This is a genomic window from Alloyangia pacifica (assembly GCF_020524285.1).
Lineage (GTDB): Bacteria > Pseudomonadota > Alphaproteobacteria > Rhodobacterales > Rhodobacteraceae > Salipiger > Salipiger pacificus_B.
In genome coordinates this window covers 121,166-135,213 of record NZ_JAIVKX010000015.1, presented here as the reverse complement: position 1 = coordinate 135,213, position 14,048 = coordinate 121,166, and the positions used below count along the sequence as shown (strand labels likewise).

General features: G+C 65.8%; 18 protein-coding genes. 6 read left to right on the top strand and 12 right to left on the bottom strand.

Annotated elements, in window-relative coordinates; genetic code table 11:
- Positions 1-57: 57 nt before the first annotated feature.
- The 4 genes from LC039_RS19430 to fliL are packed head-to-tail and all read right to left on the bottom strand — an operon-like array spanning position 58 to position 2,591.
- Entirely contained in the window at positions 58-714 is a 657-nt protein-coding gene (locus tag LC039_RS19430; protein WP_226627528.1) for a MotE family protein, read from the bottom strand.
- A gap of 5 nt (positions 715-719) precedes the next feature.
- Positions 720-1,085: a flagellar motor switch protein gene (locus LC039_RS19425; protein ID WP_226627526.1), complete on the bottom strand. Its 366-nt coding sequence runs from the start codon at positions 1,083-1,085 to the stop codon at positions 720-722.
- Positions 1,069-1,989 carry a flagellar motor switch protein FliM gene (locus LC039_RS19420; RefSeq protein ID WP_226627524.1) on the bottom strand — a complete coding sequence of 307 codons (921 nt, stop codon included), beginning with the start codon at positions 1,987-1,989 and terminating at the stop codon, positions 1,069-1,071. The genes LC039_RS19425 and LC039_RS19420 overlap by 17 nt, the downstream gene beginning before the upstream one ends.
- 17 nt (positions 1,990-2,006) lie before the next feature.
- Entirely contained in the window at positions 2,007-2,591 is a 585-nt protein-coding gene (fliL, locus tag LC039_RS19415) for a flagellar basal body-associated protein FliL (protein ID WP_226627522.1), read from the bottom strand.
- A gap of 147 nt (positions 2,592-2,738) precedes the next feature.
- On the opposite strand from fliL, the gene fliF reads away from it, so the two are divergent.
- From fliF to LC039_RS19390, 5 genes are read left to right on the top strand one after another with little or no spacing between them, the layout of a single operon-like run.
- Entirely contained in the window at positions 2,739-4,445 is a 1,707-nt protein-coding gene (gene fliF, locus LC039_RS19410) for a flagellar basal-body MS-ring/collar protein FliF (RefSeq protein ID WP_226627520.1), read from the top strand.
- Complete coding sequence (locus tag LC039_RS19405; protein WP_226627518.1) at positions 4,442-5,110, top strand: FliH/SctL family protein; 669 nt, start codon at positions 4,442-4,444, stop codon at positions 5,108-5,110. The genes fliF and LC039_RS19405 overlap by 4 nt, the downstream gene beginning before the upstream one ends.
- A 3-nt stretch (positions 5,111-5,113) precedes the next feature.
- Positions 5,114-5,440: a FliM/FliN family flagellar motor switch protein gene (locus tag LC039_RS19400; protein WP_226627517.1), complete on the top strand. Its 327-nt coding sequence runs from the start codon at positions 5,114-5,116 to the stop codon at positions 5,438-5,440.
- A complete protein-coding gene (gene fliP / locus LC039_RS19395) occupies positions 5,437-6,288 on the top strand; it encodes a flagellar type III secretion system pore protein FliP (RefSeq protein WP_226627515.1) in 852 nt (283 codons plus the stop codon). The genes LC039_RS19400 and fliP overlap by 4 nt, the downstream gene beginning before the upstream one ends.
- A 22-nt stretch (positions 6,289-6,310) precedes the next feature.
- Positions 6,311-7,366, top strand: a complete 1,056-nt coding sequence (locus tag LC039_RS19390; RefSeq protein WP_226627513.1) for a flagellar motor switch protein FliG — start codon at positions 6,311-6,313, stop codon at positions 7,364-7,366.
- Positions 7,367-7,383: 17 nt separating this feature from the next.
- On the opposite strand, the gene LC039_RS19385 is transcribed toward LC039_RS19390, so the two are convergent.
- The 7 genes from LC039_RS19385 to LC039_RS19355 form a co-directional block, all read right to left on the bottom strand.
- A complete protein-coding gene (locus tag LC039_RS19385) occupies positions 7,384-8,205 on the bottom strand; it encodes a DUF1217 domain-containing protein (protein WP_226627511.1) in 822 nt (273 codons plus the stop codon).
- Positions 8,202-8,636 carry a flagellar biosynthesis repressor FlbT gene (locus tag LC039_RS19380; RefSeq protein ID WP_226627509.1) on the bottom strand — a complete coding sequence of 145 codons (435 nt, stop codon included), beginning with the start codon at positions 8,634-8,636 and terminating at the stop codon, positions 8,202-8,204. The genes LC039_RS19385 and LC039_RS19380 overlap by 4 nt, the downstream gene beginning before the upstream one ends.
- The gene (gene flaF / locus LC039_RS19375; RefSeq protein ID WP_226627507.1) at positions 8,605-9,042 is read right to left on the bottom strand and encodes a flagellar biosynthesis regulator FlaF; all 438 of its coding nucleotides are present in this window, start codon (positions 9,040-9,042) and stop codon (positions 8,605-8,607) included. Before flaF ends, LC039_RS19380 begins: the two co-directional genes overlap by 32 nt.
- 140 nt (positions 9,043-9,182) lie before the next feature.
- Entirely contained in the window at positions 9,183-10,103 is a 921-nt protein-coding gene (locus LC039_RS19370; protein ID WP_226627505.1) for a flagellin, read from the bottom strand.
- Positions 10,104-10,215: 112 nt separating this feature from the next.
- Positions 10,216-10,626: a flagellar protein FlgN gene (locus tag LC039_RS19365; RefSeq protein WP_226627504.1), complete on the bottom strand. Its 411-nt coding sequence runs from the start codon at positions 10,624-10,626 to the stop codon at positions 10,216-10,218.
- Complete coding sequence (locus LC039_RS19360; RefSeq protein WP_226627502.1) at positions 10,623-10,940, bottom strand: hypothetical protein; 318 nt, start codon at positions 10,938-10,940, stop codon at positions 10,623-10,625. Before LC039_RS19360 ends, LC039_RS19365 begins: the two co-directional genes overlap by 4 nt.
- A gap of 12 nt (positions 10,941-10,952) precedes the next feature.
- A complete protein-coding gene (locus tag LC039_RS19355; RefSeq protein WP_226627500.1) occupies positions 10,953-12,065 on the bottom strand; it encodes a flagellar basal body P-ring protein FlgI in 1,113 nt (370 codons plus the stop codon).
- Positions 12,066-12,248: 183 nt separating this feature from the next.
- On the opposite strand from LC039_RS19355, the gene LC039_RS19350 reads away from it, so the two are divergent.
- Positions 12,249-13,013, top strand: a complete 765-nt coding sequence (locus LC039_RS19350; protein WP_226627499.1) for a response regulator transcription factor — start codon at positions 12,249-12,251, stop codon at positions 13,011-13,013.
- Here the strand turns inward: LC039_RS19350 and LC039_RS19345 are convergent.
- Positions 12,981-14,039, bottom strand: a complete 1,059-nt coding sequence (locus LC039_RS19345; protein WP_226627497.1) for a flagellin — start codon at positions 14,037-14,039, stop codon at positions 12,981-12,983. The genes LC039_RS19350 and LC039_RS19345 overlap by 33 nt on opposite strands.
- Positions 14,040-14,048: the final 9 nt, after the last annotated feature.

Genomic DNA, 14,048 nt, shown 5'->3' with positions numbered 1-14,048 from the left:
AATGCAAAAGCACCGACCCGCAGATGCGGGCCGGCACTTTCACGAGGGAACTCTAAGTCAGAGACGGATGTCGTCGAGCCGCTGGTCGCCCGGCAGCTTGGAGCGCTCGAGGATGATCTGCGAGATGGCCCGCGCCCGCACCGGGTTCAGCGCCGCCATGATCGGTGCGGCGTCGCGCTCGTTCATCGTGCCCAGGACCATGACCGAGACCTCGATGTCGAGATCGTCCATGATCGTCGCCGCATCCTTGGGTTTCATGTTCCGGTAGAGCGCCACCAGCCGATCGACGTCGGAGGTATGCGCGGCCTTCACCTTCTCCAGCAGGCCGTCGAGCTCCACCTTCAGATCGGTCAGCCGCTGCTGTTCCACCTCCAGCGTCTCGCGCGCCAGGTCGATCTCGGCTTCGCGCTGCGCGAAGCGCTCCTGCTGCGCCACGAGCAGCTCGCGCTCGGCGCGGATCGATGCCAGCAGCTCCTCGGGACCGCCTTCGCAGAGCATTGCCGGATCCGCCGATGCCGTGCTGGCCTCGGCGGCCACCGGAAGCGCCTCGGGCTCCTCGCTGGCCGCGGCCGAGGCCGCGCCGACGAACAGGGTCTGCTCGGTCCGCGGCGGCTCGGTCATCGAGGCAAGCTTGGGCTCGTTGGCAAGGGTCACGCCGATCTTGCCGATCACGGCCACGGCGAGCCCCATGAGCAGGAAGGTGATGGGACGCATCTGGCTCAGGCCTCGCGGTTGCGCACGGTTTCGAAGAAGCCGCGCACCAGCTCCGACTTGCCCGAGACCGACGCCGTGCCGGTCGGCCGGTTCGGCCGCTCGCGCGTGGTGCGGAAGGAGGGCGCATCCCCGCGGCTGAGCTCCGGCTCACGCGCGCGCCGCGCCCGGCCGTCCGCCGCCTGCTCGCTGGCCGTGCGCAGCGCCGAGACGGCGTTTTCCGACTTGTCCACCGCGGCGGAAAAGCTGCCGATCATCGGCTCGAGCTCGCGCAGCGCCGCCATCAGCACACGCACCCGCCGATCCACCACCCAGGCGTAGGTCAGCGTGCCGACGAGAAGCACCAGAATGGCGATGTCAATCAAGAAGGACATGCGGCAATTCCTCTTCTTCGTACAATTTTTCAGAAACCTTTAGGGCGATCTTGCCGTTCTTGCGGCGTCCGACCTCGGCGCGGGCGATGGTCTTGCCGATCACGCTGAGCGTCACCGGGTCGTCCACCTGCATGCCCAGCTCCAGCACCTGCCCGGGAGTCCAGGACAGCACCTCGCGCAGGCTCAACTTTGTCTCTCCCAGCACGGCAGACACCGGGATATTCGTGGTGCCGAGCTTCTCGGTCAGCTTCTTGCGCCACCCGCTGTCGCCGCCGAGCTGGCCGCCGGTGAACTGCTGCGACAGGATATCGCCGACAGCGTCGAGCGCGGTCGTGGGCAGAAGGAAGACCATTTCGCCAACCCGGTCCTCGATCCTGATCTCGAGGATCGCGCGCGCGCATGCGCTGGTCGGCGGCCCCAGCATCAGCGCCTTGGGGTTGGTCTCGAGATGGCTGATCTCGAAGCGCACCGGCGTCACTTTTTCAAAGGCCAGCGACAGTTCCGACAGCGTGCGTTCGCAGAAGGCCTTGCCGATCCGTTTCTCGATGCCGGTGAAGTTGCGCGTGCTTTGCGGTCTCTCCGGCACGGTACGTCCGCCGAAGGTGATCTCGAGGATCGAGAAGAGCAGTTCCGGGCGCAGCGCGGCGCCGATGGTGCCGCTCCATTCCACCGCTTCGGTCACCCCGATCAGCGAGGGCTCGGGCAGCGAGTCGATGGCGTCCTGACAGGTCAGGTAGTCCATCTTGGTCAGCGTCACGTCCACCACCGATCCGAGGTAGGTCTTCAGCGACTGCGACAGCGACAGGGCGAAGCGATCCAGGACAACCTCGAGCAGCGGCAGGCGAGCATAGGACCGCTTGGCGCGCTCGACGATCAGCTCCTCGACCGCCCGGGTGTCGATCATGACTTGGCTCTGCTCGTTCATTGAATGATCAGGTCCGCGATGAGAAATTCCTGGGGGGCGTCGCTGTCGGTGATCGCACGGGCGCGGCGCAGCAGCTCGGCCTTGAGCCGGGCAAGACCGATCGAACCCTGCAGATCGCTCTCGTTGAGCTGCCGCAGGTAGTCCTGAAAACTGTCCCGCATGAAGATCTGCCGGGTTTCGATCGCCGAGGCCCCCAGCAGGCTGTTGTCGTAGACAAGCGCGAGGTTCAGCTTCAGGAAGCGCGAGGTCTGTCGCCCGGTGGCCGTGGTCGCCGTGATGTTTACGATGATCTCCTGGAACGGCAGCACGATGATGTTCTCGGGCGCCCTCGGCATGTCCATGATCTGCTGATAGCTCGACGACCGGGACGACGTCCCGCCGGTGCCGCCATGGGCGGGCGATCCGGCATCGCGCGCGTCGGAGCCGCCCAGCATCGCGCCGAGTTGATCCGGACCGACCGCCGCGACCACCCCGGCCAGCAGCGCCAGGACGCAGGCGAGCGAGATCGCCAGGCCGATGACCAGCTTGCCCCGCGCGCCGGAGCCATTGGTGCCGTTTTCGGTCGTTGTCGCGTCAGCCATGGACCGTCTTTGAGAGTAGCCGTTAATCTTGCCTCACTATGCGTGGAATCTTCATTCTAAGCAAGCAGAACTTCCGGTATAGTTCTTGATGAGCAAGAACAGTTGTGTTTATTCTTGCATTGGGCGACACGACAGGGCGCAGAACACGTGCAGGCGATACTCGAAAACCTAAAATCGCTGGGATGGCGACGACTCTCGGTGCTGGGCGGGACCGGGCTTGCGCTTGTTATCGCTGTGTTTTTTGGCCTTTCAGTGATCACGACCCCGGACTACGTTTCGCTCTACCGCGACCTGAACCCGGCCGATGCCGCCCGCATCGTCGACTCGCTCGAGACCGCGGGCATCCGCAGCCGCACCGACACCGCCGGCACCGCGGTCAGTGTGCCCGCCGAGGACATGGCCCGCGCCCGCATGGAACTGGCCTCGCTCGGCCTGCCCAGCGAGGGCACGCCGGGCTGGGAGCTTTTCGACGAGCAGAGCGGGCTCGGGATGAACAGCTTCATGCAGCGGGTCAACCGGATGCGCGCCATGGAGGGCGAGCTGGCCCGGTCGATCCAGACCATCGACGGCGTCGAGGCCGCGCGCGTTCACCTCGTGCTGCCCGAGCGCGAGCCCTTCTCGCGCGAGCGCCCCACCCCTTCCGCCTCGGTGATTGTGCGCGGGTCGCGGCAGGTCGGCATGCGGCAGGCCCATGCGATTCGCTCTTTGGTTGCATCCGCCGTGCCCGACCTCGCCCCGGCACAGGTGACGGTGCTCTCCGCCTCGGGCGAGACCATCCTTGCCGATGACGGCGAGGCGGGCAGCGAGGCCTCGCTGCAGTCGGCCCGCGCGCAGATTGAGGATCGGCTCAGCCAGCGCATCACGCAGATCCTCTCGGCCCGGGTGGGTGCCGGAAATGCCCGGGTGACGGTGAGCGTGGACCTGTCGAGCGAACGGCAGGTCGTGCGCGAGCAGACCTACGATCCCGACCAGCGCGTGGTGCGCTCGACCGAGACCCGCGAAGAGACCACGCAGGACCAGCGCGCCGCCGGTGGGGAGGTCGGTGTCGCCGACGACGTGCCCGCGGCGCTCGCCGACGCGGTGCCGGGCAGCAACACCAACAGCTCGAACACCAACAACGAGATCGTCAACTACGAGATCGGCGGCACGCAGGTCGAGACGGTGCGCGAACCGGGCGACGTGCAGCGCATGTCGGTGGCGGTGCTGATCAACGGCATCTACAACGTGCAGCCCGACGGCTCGGTCGAATACGAGGAGCGCAGCGCCGAGGAACTCGAGCGGCTGCAGGCGCTGGTGCAGAGCGCGATGGGCTTCGACGAGGCCCGCGGCGACTCCGTCGAGGTGGTGAGCCTGCGCTTCATGGATTATTCGATGGACGTCGGCGAGCCCGCCGACCGCAGCGTGGCGCAGGTGCTCTCCGAAAACCTCGGGACGATCCTGCGCGGGCTCTTCGCCCTCGGTCTGGTGGCCGCGGTTCTGGCCTTCGGGGTCCGCCCGGCGCTGGCCCGGCTGATGGAAGCAAACGAGCCGGGCGCGGACGATGCGCCGGGCGGGCTGCCCGCGCCCCAGGCCGCCGCCGCCCTGCCGGGCTCGCAGGCCGCGCCCGGTCTTCCGGGACAGTCCAACGTGGCCGCGCTTCAGCCCGGCCAGCAGGCAACCGCGCAGCAGCAGGTGCACAGCGGCACCGTGCTCGACCCGCTGCCCGATGGCAGCGAGGAAATGGTCTCCTTCGCCTCGGTGCAGGGCGGCGTGCAGCGCGGCTGGATCAACACCGTCGGTGAGCTGATCGAGAACGAGCCCGACGATGCGATCAAGGTGGTGAAGGGCTGGCTGGCGGAAGGAACCGCGACATGAGTTTCATCTTCGACCGCAACTTCGACGTCGAAGCGGACGCGCAACTCCGCGGCGAACAGGCCAAGATCGGCGCGATCTACACCCGCGCCGAATTCGACGCAGCGGTGGCAAAGGCCCAGGCCGAGGGCTTCGAGGCCGGGCTGGCGCAGGGGCGCGACGAGGCCTCCTCCGCCGCGCAGCAGAGCACGAGCGCCCGCCAGGTGACTGCCGTCGAGGCGATCGCCCCCGCCCTGCAAGCGCTGTTCGCCGACTCCGACCGTCACCACGCGGTGCTGGAGTCGCAGATGGTCGGCTTTGCGCTCTCGGTGCTGCGGCAGGTGGCCCCGGCGGCGACCGCCGCCCTCGCCGAGACCGAGGCGCTTCAGGAGGCGCGGGGCGCCGTGCGGATGGCGCTCGGCGCCGCCGAGCTGAAATTCCACTTCGCCCCCGAGGTCACCGAAAGCAGCGCCGCCGAGGTCCACCGCATCGCGCGGCAGTCCGGCTTCGGCGGGCGCATCGAGGTCAAGCCGGACCCCGCGCTTGCCACCGGCGACGTGCGCGCGGAATGGGACCACGGGGTGATGCACTACAGTTTCAACGACATCTGCCAACGCATCCTCGGCGCGCTCGAGGACAGCAAGGCACGCATCGACGCGACCGTCGGGCAGGATCAGGCAGGAGAATAAGACATGATGGACGAGGCAGAGACCGCGCAGGCGGAAACCGGAGCCGCCGCCGCGGCCCCCAAGACGGCGGAGAGCGGCCAGGGCATCGACGCGATGCTGAACGTCGGGCTGAACGTGCAGATCGTGCTGGGCCAGACCCGCATGCCGATCGCGCAGCTCCTGAAGCTCAGCCGCGGCTCGATCATCGAGCTGGACAAGAGCATCGGCCAGCCGGTGGAAGTGATGATCAACGAACGGCTCGTGGCGCGCGGCGATCTCGTGCGCCTGCCCGACGACAGGCTCGGCGTCTCGCTGATCGAGATCGTCAAGGACTACGTCTCCGAAGAATGAACCACCGATCCGGCCAGTGGGGAGTTGCACTGACCTGCCTGCTTCTGGCGGCGGGGGTGCTCTTTGCGGCCTCCGGCACGGCGCATGCACAATCGGCGGGCTCGGACCTGCTGGGGGCGATTGGCGACGCCCTGAGCAGCGCCCCTGCCGGCTCGGACGAGCGCGCCTCGCTCTCGGGGCGGATCATCCAGCTGATCGCGGCGATGACCGTGCTGTCGCTGGCTCCGGGGCTGCTGGTCATCATGACCAGCTTCACCCGCTTCGTGATCGTCTTCTCGATGCTGCGCTCGGCGCTCGGGCTCAACCAGACGCCGCCCAACATGGTGCTGACGTCCATGGCGCTGTTCATGACCTTCTTCGTCATGCAGCCGGTGTTCGAGGACGCCTGGGAGGGCGGCGTGCAGCCGCTGATGGAGAATTCGATCACCGAGGAACAGGCGCTGGAGCGGATCGGCCAGCCCTTCAAGACCTTCATGTACGCCAACACCCGCGAGAAGGACCTGAGCCTGTTCCACGACATCGCGGCGCGCAGTGACGCGGGAGGCGCCGAGGTCGAGCCCGGGCCGCTGCCCGCCTCGTCCGAGGCCGTTGGCTGGCGCGAACTGGTGCCGGCCTTCATGATCTCGGAACTGCGCCGCGCCTTCTCGATCGGCTTCCTGATCTACCTGCCCTTCCTAGTGATCGACCTGATCGTCGCCTCGGTGCTGATGAGCGCGGGCATGATGATGCTGCCGCCGGTGCTGATCTCGCTGCCGTTCAAGGTGATCTTCTTCGTGCTGATCGACGGCTGGTATATGCTCGCCGGAAGCCTGATGGAAAGTTATCTGCCGCTCTCCGGAGCGGGCTGAAAGACATGATTGGAGCCGCCAGATGGCTGTAGCGAACGTCCAACGTACCACGACGAGCGACCCTGCCCCGCAGGCGCCGCGGCGCAAGCTCACCGGCCCGCAGAAGGCCGCGATCCTGTTCCTCTGCCTTGGCGAGAAGCGGGGCTCGGCGCTGATGCAGCAGCTCGACGACGACGAGATCCAGCGCGTCACCCGCGCCATGTCGGGTCTCGGCTCGATCTCGGCCGAGACCGTCGAGCAGGTACTGTCGGATTTCGTCGAGGACATGACCAACGGCGGCGGCGTGGTCGGCTCCTTTGCCGTGGCCGAGAGCCTGCTGCGCTCGCTGCTGCCCGGCGAGCAGGTCGAGGCCATCCTCAAGGACATCCGCGGCCCGCTGAAGGAGCGCGATCTCTGGGCCCGGTTCAGTGGCCTGTCCGAGAATGTCATTGCCAACTACCTCAAGGGCGAGCACGACCAGACCATCGCGGCGATCCTCACCAACGTGAAGACCGACGTGGTGGCCAAGGTGCTGCCGCTGCTGGGGCCGGAGAAGATGAATAGCGTCGTCGAGCGGATGATCCGCATGGAGGCGGTGCCGCATCACATGATGCGCCAGATCGAGGAATCGCTGCAGAGCGACATCATCAACGCCGGCGCCCAGCCTACCGCAGCCGAGCAGCACCAGCGCATGGCGGATCTGTTCAACAAGCTCGACCGGGGCGCCTTCGATGCCATGGCGCCGGCGCTCGAGACCTCGATCCCCGACGCCTTCGCCGCGATCAAGGCGAAGATGTTCACCTTCGAAGATCTGGTGAAACTGGAGCCGATGGACCTGGCGCGGATCATGCGCGGGGTACCCGGCAACACGCTGCCCACGGCGCTGCGCGGCGCCAGCCAGGATGCGCGCGATGCCTTCCTCGCCGCGCTTCCGGGCCGCTCGCGCGACATGCTGATCGAGGAGATGGAGACCATGGGGCCGGTGCGCCGCCGCGAGGTGACCTCGGCGCAGGCGCTGATGCTCGATTACGCCCGCACGCTCGCGGACGAGGACCAGATCAGCCTGCCGCTCGGCGACGACGAGGACGAGATGTACTGACGGGCGACCCCGGGGGATCAGCGAACGCGGTAGCCGCTGAACCCCTGGATCGCCTCGATGTCGATGGTCACCGGCACGAAGCTGCCCGACGAGCCGCTGGCGGCGCTGGTCATCAGCTGCACCGCGGCGTTGGTCGAGCTCAGATCGCTGGTGGCATCGCTGATCGCGGCGTATTTCTTCACCAGGGTCTCGACGTAGTCGGGATCGCTCAGCATCTCGATGTCGACGCGCGAGGCGAGCAGCGCGGCCTGCTTGTCGATGTCGCCGCTGGCGATCTCGTCGGGCAGACCGAGCGCGGTGCGGATGAACTGCGCCATGTCCGCGTCGGCCAGAAGATCATAGGCGCTGGTCACGTTTGCGGCCTTGCGGCGGAATTCGAGCGCCATGCCCAATGCCTCGTTGTCCTCGGCCTTGGCGTTGACGTAGGTCGTGTCGACATAGGCCGCGACGATCGTCGCCTTCCAGTCGGCGTCGACGGTGTTGAGGTTGGCCATGCCATCCTCGCTGAAGCCCATGGCGTTGTAGAAGGTCTCGAAGCGGTCGTCGGTGAGCTTGTTCACCAGCGCGTCATCTTCCTCGATGTTGCTCTTGAGGATCTTCTCCATCATCGCCTTGCCGAAGATCTGGTCCTCTAGGTCATAGGCCTTCATCACGAAGCTGTAGAGCTTGTAGTCCGCCATCAGGTCGTCGACCGTCTCGACGCTCTCGATGTTCTCCATGAAGTAGTCGATGGCCCGCTTGTGCTCGGCCTCCTCCTGGATCAGCTCGTGCTCCTTGTCCTCGGTCGCATCGACGATGCGCAGGGCAAGGCCGGTGGAAAGGCCCGAAACGGAGATCATGTTGGTATCCTCGGCAGATCGTCGGGGGATGTCGGGTCGAGACCTGCGGGTCCCAGCACTTCGAGTTCCCGCTTCATCAAAGGACGCAGCTCGCGCAGCGCGGTAAAATATTCACGCTGGCTGACATTATTCGCGGCTTCGAACACATGGGCCGCCAGCTCCGGCGTGAACACTGTGGCAAGTTTCGCCAGTTGTTGCTGCGCGGATTTGGTCAGCGCGTCGCGGCGGTCCGGGTAGACCAGCGCGCTCTGGATCAGGAAATAGGCCGCGCGTACCGGTGTCGCGGCGGCCTCGGGCTTCAGCAGATCAGTCTCGCGGATGATGTCGGCGCGGTTCTCGACGGTGAGCGTGGTCTTGCGCCCGCCGTTGCGCATCATGCAGCCGTTGACGACGATCCGTTCAAAGGGCTTGAGAGTAAGATTGAGCGCCATCTTGAGCCATGCCTGTCGAGGCCGGGCGGGCAGCGGCGAGCCCGGCGAGAATGTTCTGGTTCACGTCGATCAGCGCCGGCAGGCCGGGGCCGCCGCCAAGGACCGTGTTGCTCGTGCGGTCGACCCAGAGCGAGATCGACAGAAGGTTGGCGCGCAGCGCCTCGGGCAGCGCGTTGCGCGAGCTTGCGAGGTCGTCGCGCAACTGCCCCCAGAGCTTCTGGTTCTGCGCCACCGCCTCGCGCAGCCCGCCGGAAAGCACCGCGAGCCGCGCGGATTTCTCGGAGTTGGCCGTCCAGGCCTCGGAATGCTGCTGCAGCGCGCCGGTGACGCGGGCGAAGACGCGGGCCTCGATCTGGCGCGGGGACTCGCTTTCGCGGATCGTGCGTTTGTATGCGGAGATGCTCATTGCCGTTCCTGCCTCTGCTCCCCCGACGTGTTGCGGGGTGACTGTAAACCGGGCCCGGTTTGTCCGATGCTCCGACGGAAAGGGGGCGCCCATGGCGCCCCCTCCTTATGCCATCAGACGTTCTGTCACTTCCAGAGAAATTACTGGAACAGCGACAGAATGTTCTGCGGTGCGGAGTTGGCGATCGACAACGACTGCGTGGCCAGCTGCTGCTGAACCTGCAGCGCCTGCAGACGCGCCGCTTCCTCTTCCATGTCCGCGTCGATCATTGCGCCCACGCCGGAGTCGATGTTGTCGGCCACGGCGGTCAGGAATTCTTGCTGACCCTCGATAGTTGCTTCTGCGAGCCCCAAAGCGGTCGCAGAATCAGTGGCAAGGCTAAGTGCCGCTTCCGCCGATTTTAGTGCCCCACTCAGGAAGGTCTCGCCGGTCGCAGCCTCTGCATTGGCTGCAAACCCGGTTGCAATCGCTTTGAAGTCCGCCAGCGTAGAGGCGAGGTCAACCGTATCGACTGCGGTGGTCGTGACTTCGAGCGAGCCCGAGGCACGAGAGACACCGGTAACCACATTGCGCGTTGAAGTAGTCGTTGCTGTCGGGGTGACGACACCGGTCGTCCCGTCGATGGTCGAGGCCGCGATGGTGTCTGCGTTGGCCGCGTTCACCATGTCATCGCCATTGAAGGTCGATTGGGTGATGGTGGTTTCCATCTCTTTGATGAGCTCATTGAGTTCATCTTCGACTTCTTGATAGCCGCCTTTTGCGCCCTGGGCGAATGCAACACGTTCTTGGAACTGCTGAGAAAGATCTTGGAAGCTCTCGGCGCCAAGGCGCGCGGTGGCGATCGAGTTCTTGGTCAGTGTCAGGCCTTCATTGATGGCCTTGTACATCGACGAGTCGCCGGACATCGTTTCCGAGATTTGGAAGTACGATGCGTTGTCTTTTGCCGACTCGACCTTGAGGCCGGTCGAGATGCGGCCCTGGGTTTCCTCAAGCTGCTTGTTGATGCCGCGGAGGGTCGACAGCGCGTTCATCGCGCTTGCATTGGTATTGATGGAAGACATTGTATCTGCTCCGATTTCTATCGTTGTGCTTCGCCTTTCTGGCGAAAACGGTCCTGCCGTGGGGTATCCGTATCACGAGAGATTGGAACCAGAGGTTAAAGAGAGGTTAACGCTAAACCGACTGATCGTAGCGTTGCGCCTGGGTCACGCATTGTGTCGATTTCGTGCCATCCTTGCCATAAACGCCGCGCAAACTCTGGCGCTCGCGGATCCGGTCGATCTCTTTCGCCACCGCGCCGGTCGCCTCGGTCATCCGGCGCAGCAATGCGAGGTCGCCGTGAATCAGCTCGCGCAGCTCGGACAGGCTCTGGCGCAGCTTCGCCGCCGCCGGATCCTCGCCGCCGAGCAGCGGCTCGGGGTCGGCAAAGGCGGCCTCGATCTCGGCCAGCAGCTCCTGCTTGCGCGGAAAGAGTTCCTCCACGCGCGCCAGTTCGCCCTTGCCGATCACGGCAATCTCCTCGCGCAGCAGGCGCGACAGGCGGTCGATCAGCGCATGGGCGCGGGGGCGGGTCATCTCGGTCATGTCTTGTCTCCACGGCTTGCGGCTCCATAGGCCGACATCGCCTGTTCCAGGTTGCGCGCGATGCCCGCGCCGCCCTGCTCTGCCAGCTCATTGCCGAAGGCCTCGGCGAGAAAGTAGCGCCAGTGCTCCTCGGCCTTGCCACCGCCGAAATCCCCGAGGTCGACCTCGCTCAGCATTTCGTTGACCATCTCGGTGAGGAACATCGCCTCGAATTCCCTTGCCGGGCTGGCCGGGGCGCCCGGCGCCACGGCGCCGGGCTGGGCGATCTGCGCACCGGTGACCTGCAAGGCGGCCATGGAGGTCTTCACGTCCATCGGGTCTCTCCTCTAGATGATCTCGAGATCGGCATGCAGCGCTCCCGCGGCCTTGATCGCCTGCAGGATCGATATGGTCTGCGTCGCGGTGAGCCCGATGGCGTTGAGCGCATCGACCAGCCGCTGCAGGCTGACGTCCGCGCCCTCGAGGATGGTGAAATGGGTTTCCTGCTCGTCGACGCCCACCGTGGTGCGCGGCACGACGACGGTGGTGCCGCCGATGGTGATCGGCTCGGGCTGGCTGACCTCGGGATCCTCGCGCACCATGACCGTGAGCCCGCCCTGGCTGACCGCGACGCGGTCGATGCGGACGTCCTCGCCGATGACGATGGTCCCCGAACGCGCGTCGATCACCACCTTGGCGACCGCATCCGGATCGACGCGGATATTCTCGACGTCCGACAAGATGCCCGCCACGTCACCCTTGCCCGCGCCATGCAAGGCGACCTCGACCGTGCCGGGATCGAGCGCCGTGGCGGTGTTGCTGCCCATGCGCTTGTTGATCGCATCGGCCATGCGGGTCGCGGTGGTGAAGTCGGGATTGCGCAGCGCGATCCGGACGGAGGCCAGCGAGGACAGCGAGAACTCGACCTCGTTCTCCACCGTCGCGCCGTTCTCGATCCGCGCCACGGTCGGAACGCCCTCGACCACCGAGGCCGCCATGCCCTGCGCCGCGTAGCCCGCCACCGCGATCGGCCCCTGCGCCACCGCATAGACCTCGCCATCGGCGCCGGTCAGCGGGGTTACGATCAGCGTGCCGCCGCGCAGCGAGGTGGCATCGCCGAGCGAGGACACCACCACGTCGATCGGCGAGCCGAGCCGTGCGAAGGGCGGCAGCATGGCGGTGACCATGACGGCGGCGGTGTTGCTGGTCTTGATCTGGTCGTCGGACATGTTGCCTACGCCGAGACGCTCGAGCATCGCCTCGATGCTCTTCTCGGTGAACGGGCTGTTGCGCAGGCTGTCGCCGGTGCCGTTGAGCCCGACCACGAGACCATAGCCGACAAGCTGGTTTTCCCGCACGCCCTCGAAGGTCGCGATATCCTTGATCCGGACATCCGACGACGCGGGGAACGCCGCGAAGAGCGCCACGATAGCGGCGCCGAGACAGGCTGCGATACGCATGGGACTCCCTGGGTGCGGTCCTGTGTTTCAAGAATTAAACACCGTATCGCCAATTTCTTCAACGACATTCTCCAAACTAATCATGCTATCCTTGTGTATTGCTTGACCGCTGGAAAAATACTCCTCATGATAAGGCGATCCAGTCATGGATAATGCGTGTCGTCCGGCCATCGGGAGAGCAGTGTGCATATCTATCTTTACGAGCCCCGTTCGAATGCCTTCAGCGGGCTGCTGTCCGAACTGGACGCCGCGCAATGGCAGACGGTCGCGGTCGGCGACGACTTCTTCGAACGCGAACTGGGCCTGCTGAGCGGCGACGGCTACGCGGACAGGCCGGTCCTGCTTTCGGAGCAGCCGCGCACGGTCGAGCACATCTTCCGCCTGCGCAAGTCCGGCTGCCGCAACCCGATCCTGGTGCTGCGCGACCAGCGCGACCCAGAAGCCGCCATGGAGGCCCTGGATGCCGGAGCCGATGACGATATCGTCGGCCCGCTCACCGGCCCCGAGCTGCGTTCGCGGGTGAATGCCATCACCCGGCGCTTCCACGGGCACGCGGCGGGCTCGGTGCAGATCGGCGACATCACGGCCTATTTCGACGGCCGCGATCCGGACGTGGCAGGCACGGCCATGCGCCTGTCGCAGCGCGAGCTGGCGATCTTCCAGCAGATCGCACTGGCCGCGCCGCGCGTGGTGCCGAAATCGGTGATCTACGATGCGGTCTACGGGATGGCCGAGGATCAGCCCTTCGACAAGGTGATCGACGTCTACATCTGCCGCATCCGCAAGAAGATCGAGGAAATGTCGCCCTCTTCGGATCCGCACATCCGCACGATCCGCGGCCGCGGCTACAAGCTGGCGCCCGGCGCGCAAGTCAGCCAGGAGGCCGAGGCACCGCGCCTCAGCCTCGCCAGCACGTCACATGTAGTTCAGAAAGCTAAGCTGGGATAGGCGCGAGGTGACGGTATAGCTCGCCTCCAGCTGCGCCTGCAGCGAGGTGACGTTGCTCGCCGCCTCGTAGGCGTCCACCCCGTCGAGATCCAGCAGTCGCGTCTTGTAGAGCACCGCGCGATCCGCGATCTGTTCGTTCTCCGTCTCGAGGCGCGACGCGACGTTGGAGACCCGAAGCTCCGCATCCAGCAGCCCCGTCATGCCTTCCGAGAGCGCCTCCACGGCGGCGCCCATCCAGGTCGTATAGGCTTCGCTGTCCCCGATATCTGCCGGATCCTGCGCGACCAGCATGGCCAGGCCCTTGAGCACCTGACGGAACGACTCGTCATTCGCCTGAACGCCGTAGGCAACGCTGACCCCATCCCCGAGGTTCGCACGCTGGCGCTCGTTTCCGACCGATCCGTTGTAGAACAGCGACTCGAAGTTGGTGTCCGGATCGGTGGCGCTGTCGGAGAAGATCGCATCAAGCTCGGCCAACACGGCATCGGCATCAGCTGCGGAGTTGAGCCCGCCGGACAGCAGGTTCGTGAACACATCTGCCGGAGACAGGCTGCTGTCGGATTGCGCCGTCTCCCAGGGCTGCAGGGTATTGGGCGTGTTCACCGTCCCGGAAAATAGCCCCATGCCGGCGTAGGACTGCCCGGCCTGACCGATCAGCGCATCGAGCGCCGCCCGCGCCGCGACCTGGACCCCCGAGACCCCGTTCGCCGAGTACTCGGAGTTGGCGACCGCCATGTCGAGCGCCTCCTGCACCGACTCGCGCATTGCGCCCATGCTCTCGGTCATCATGTCGAGCCGCGACAGCATCAGCGAGTTGGCCGCCGATTGCGCCTCGTCCCGCTCGAGCCGCGCGTTAAGCGCGAGCGCTTCGCTGGCACCAAGACCGATCGACTTGTAGATGTCGCTCTTGTAGCCGGTGGAGAGTTCCTGCTCGGCGCGCGACAGCTCGTTCGACAGGTCCGCGTTCTGGTTCCGGCGCAGGAGGCTCGAGTAGAGCGTCGAGGGGCCTTTGCTGAGATAGATCATGTGGGCTCC